4 protein-coding genes are annotated in these 4086 nt (G+C 42.7%); 1 reads left to right on the top strand and 3 read right to left on the bottom strand.

Going from position 1 to position 4086, the window contains the following annotated elements:
* Nucleotides 1-350 precede the first annotated feature (350 nt).
* Nucleotides 351-551, top strand: coding sequence for a hypothetical protein (locus tag I1A59_RS09040; protein WP_196092437.1), 201 nt, complete (start codon nt 351-353; stop codon nt 549-551).
* 89 nt (nt 552-640) lie between these two features.
* On the opposite strand, the gene I1A59_RS09035 is transcribed toward I1A59_RS09040, so the two are convergent.
* From I1A59_RS09035 to I1A59_RS09025, 3 genes are read right to left on the bottom strand one after another with little or no spacing between them, the layout of a single operon-like run.
* Nucleotides 641-850 carry a heavy metal-associated domain-containing protein gene (locus I1A59_RS09035; RefSeq protein ID WP_196092436.1) on the bottom strand — a complete coding sequence of 70 codons (210 nt, stop codon included), beginning with the start codon at nt 848-850 and terminating at the stop codon, nt 641-643.
* 15 nt (nt 851-865) lie between these two features.
* Nucleotides 866-3091: a heavy metal translocating P-type ATPase gene (locus I1A59_RS09030; RefSeq protein ID WP_196092435.1), complete on the bottom strand. Its 2226-nt coding sequence runs from the start codon at nt 3089-3091 to the stop codon at nt 866-868.
* A 16-nt stretch (nt 3092-3107) separates the two neighbouring features.
* Nucleotides 3108-3533, bottom strand: a complete 426-nt coding sequence (locus I1A59_RS09025; RefSeq protein ID WP_196092434.1) for a CopY/TcrY family copper transport repressor — start codon at nt 3531-3533, stop codon at nt 3108-3110.
* Nucleotides 3534-4086 lie beyond the last annotated feature (553 nt).

The following is a 4086-nucleotide window of genomic DNA, read 5'->3' as shown; positions in this document are numbered from 1 at the left end:
AGGCTAATCGTAGCCTTGGTTTAGTCTAAAAAACAGCTTCAAAGGTACCTGGTGTCAAATAAAATCGCGCTAATTATTCTAGCCCATATTAATCATTTTTTCGGGACATAATCATCTTTGATTGACAGCGCTTTCATTAGAAGTCACAACAAATTATGAAAAAATAATCTGATATCGACTTCCCGAGTTTATCACAAAAAAACTTTTGCACATATGTTAGAAAACAGGGAATGAGCCAGTCAACGTCTCGGGTGGGTCGGTGTATCGATAATAGCCCATTAGAAGGCTGGTAAGGACTAATAAAGGAAATGCGAGAGGTGCTATACCCTAATGTAGCTACTTTCGAAGAGATGAAGAAAGCGTATGAAAAGATAATTGATTACTACCATCATCATGATCCACAGGAGAGATTTGAAGGAAAGACAACTGCACAAGTAAGGGCTGATGCAAGGGCAAATCCTAAACAAGGAACCTACTATCCAATTAAGCAAGCTAAAAAATACCTTGATTTTTGGAAAAATATTGCCAACAAGAAAAAACAGACCGCCTAAACTTAAGGCAGTCTGGTATCACATATTTTATTTATTTCAACCGTCTACTTGACACGGTACGTATCATTTTTGGGAAACGGCGTTTTGCATTAAAGGACAGATTCTACCTTGTAAGGCAAGGGGCCAAGAACTTCTTGGTAATCTTGAACCTGGTAGGCTGTATCGGTGGTCACTTGGGCTAGCTGTTGATCTAAATCAATCGTAACAGACTCCACTCCTTCCAGTTTTGAGAAGGCTGCTGTGGTGTGTTTCACGCAATTTTGGCAGGATAGTCCTGCTAGTTGAACTGTTTGTTTCATTTTCGGAATCCTTTCTTATTTAAAGCGTAAGCGCAATGCATTTAAAACAACTGAGACAGAGGATAAGCTCATTGCTAATCCAGCCAACATGGGGTTGAGAAGAGGTCCTCCAAAGAGGTAGAGCAGACCCATAGCAATTGGAATTCCAATAACGTTATAGATAAAAGCCCAGAACAGATTTTCTTTGATGATTCGCAGCGTTGCACGACTGAGACGAATCGCATCTACCAGACTAATCAAGTCTCCTTGGAGCAAGACAAGATCAGCAGCATCCATGGCAATATCTGTACCTGTTCCCATCGCAACTCCAACTTCTGCTTGCACCAAGGCAGGAGCATCATTGATGCCATCCCCAACCATGGCTACGGATTGCCCTCTAGCTTGATAATTCTCAACTTGTGCAGCCTTGTCTTGAGGCAATACTTGAGAAACAACTTCCTCAATCCCTACTTGGTCGGCAATTGCACGAGCGGTTTCCTCCTTATCTCCTGTCAATAGAACAAGATTGAGTCCCAACTCTTTCAAGTCACGAATAGCTTGCGCACTGGTTTCTTTAACCGGATCTGCTACAGCAAGAGCTGCTACAAATTGCCCATCTCGTGCCATTAACAAACTGGTTTTCCCCATTTTTTCCCAGCTCAAAAGATCTAAATCCTCTGGCAAGGAAACCCCTTCTTCTTCAAGGTAACGAAGCGTTCCAACCTGGATGAGTTGATTGTCTATCTTTGCCTCGACTCCCCGTCCCACTTGTGCCTTGAAATCCTCAATCGGGAGAAGGTCTAAGTTCGCTTCTTCCGCAGCTTGAACAAGGGCCTGAGCAATTGGATGCTCACTACGACTTTCAACAGAAGCCAATTGGACAAGAATGCTTTCGTCACTCTCTTGTGTCCAGACTTTCATATCGGTCAAGGTCATTTTCCCAGCTGTGACAGTCCCTGTTTTGTCTAAAAGAACAGTTTCTACGTTCGCCAAACTTTCTAAGGCAGGACCAGACTTCAATAAAATTCCCTTTTCAGCTCCACGACCTGTAGCTACCATCATGGCTGTTGGTGTCGCAAGACCAAGTGCACAAGGACAGGCAATCACAAGAACCGCAATAAAAATCGAAAGGGCAAATTCTAGACTAGCTCCTCCGATAAAATACCAAGCTAGACTAGCTAGAACAGCAGCAATTAAAACTGTCGGTACAAAATAAAGGGCAATTCGGTCTGCCAAAGCTGCAATCGGAGCTTTTTTCGCTTGAGCAGCTTCTACCAACTGAATAATTTGAGACAGCATGGTTTCAGCCCCGACCTTGGTAACCCGGTAATCGACACTCCCTGTTTGGTTGAGACTTCCTGCCCAAACTTCCTCTCCAACTTGCTTATGAACCGGCACACTTTCACCGGTCATCATGGATTCATCTACATAGCTCTCACCAGAAATGATTTCGCCATCAACTGGGAAACTTTCCCCTGGTACCACACGCACCACATCCTCAACTTGGAGATCTTTGGTTGCAACCACTTCAACTCTATCTTCTGTTACTAACATCGCCTCTTGCGGGGCTAACTGGCTTAGTCCTTGAAGGGCACGCGAAGTTTGGTGTTTGGCCCTAGCTTCTAAATATTTTCCTAAGAAAATAAAGAAAACAATGGTGGCAGCTGATTCAAAATAAAGATGGTGGGCAAAATAGAGTTGGCCCTGTAAAACTTGCCAGGAACCATAAATACTATACAGATAAGCAGCTCCTGTTCCAATCGCAATTAAGCTATCCATATTGGGATGACCCTTGAAAAGATTTCGGAAACCTCGTTGATAGAATCCTCGTCCAAGCCAAAGAACTCCAGTTGTTAAGAGCAATTGGACAAGGACAAAAGTTGTTGGTTCACTCAACCAGTTTGGTGATGGTAAGCCCATCATACTCCCCATGGCAATGTATAGGAGGGGAACAGCTAAGATACTTGTCCAAATTACCTCCCTTTTCTGGTTTTCCAGATGGGCCTCTTTTTGTTCATCGTCAATCTGATGTTGCTCAATAGACCAGCCACCTTCTTGAACCTCCAACTGATACCCAATTCCAGATACCGCTTCTTCTAAGGCCGCACTTTCAAAATCAGTATTGGTTCGAATCGTTAACTTTTCAGTAGCTAAATTGACTTGGGCTTCCTGCACTCCTTCTTGTTGCCCCGCAATTTTCTCAACAGTCAAGGCACACGATGCACAGGTCATCCCTGATACTTGATAAACTTTTTCTTCCATTTTTTACTCTCCTTTTTTAATGATGGCAATCACATTGACCCGGCAAACAAGTACAAACCACGTGAGTCGGTGCTGTTTTCTTGGCTAACTCCGCCCAAGCTACTAGATTCTCCAAGTCAGACTGAGTCAGTTGAGCTTTCTTCAGGAGAACCAGTAAATGCTCCCCGTGTTTGGTCTGGCATTGGTTATCCAACCACTCTTGCCCCATTTTTCCCAACTCCTGCTGCTCACTTGTCACAGCTCGATATACAAAGCGTTTGCCTTCCGCTTGTGCCTCAATCAAACCCTTATCCTTGAGTCTAGCCAAGAGAGTCTTGACTGTGCTGGGTTTCCACTCAAAATCCGCTTGCAGGTAATCAACAATCTGACTACTACCGCTGTTTGGATGAGCCCAGAGCACCCGCATGACCTGCCATTCCGCAGTTGACATCAGTCCTTTCATGATTTCTACCTCTTTCTGTCTACGCTTGTAGTCTATGTTTATAGTTTACATTTGTAGACGCAAGTTGTCAAGTGAGAGATTTGTTTTTTTTTACGAATTTCCGAAGAATAGAGTTCCTGCGAAAAAAATGATAAAATTCCGAGTTTATCACCTTATGCTATAGTCAATCTAGCTCAATCACTTGATAGAACTGGATTTTAAAACTTTTTTAGCTTTTTCTGTTGTGTTGTATGCGTCCAGAAAGAATGATTCGGGTCTTGAATAGTGCCAAAGGAACCCGTTTACAAGATGATTACTACAGATTTCAAGAGAATCCGGATATACAAGAGTTAAATAAGCTGCTTGAAATTGAATAAAGTCAAGATTTTGTGACACATGGAGAGCTAAAAAATTACGCAATGCCTTCATACACTACACGAAAATAATTAAACCCAAATTATTCATACCTAACTTAAAAACCTTCCAGAAACCGTATTGATCACAGGGTTTCTGGAAGGTTCTGCTTTTCACCCATTGGGTGAAACATTCGACTAGACAAAAAAGGATTTCCCCT

Origin of the sequence: Streptococcus sp. NLN76 (genome assembly GCF_015686645.1) — a bacterium.
Lineage (GTDB): Bacteria > Bacillota > Bacilli > Lactobacillales > Streptococcaceae > Streptococcus.
The sequence above is the reverse complement of the archived record's forward strand: the minus strand, read 5'-3'. Positions and strand labels throughout refer to the sequence as shown.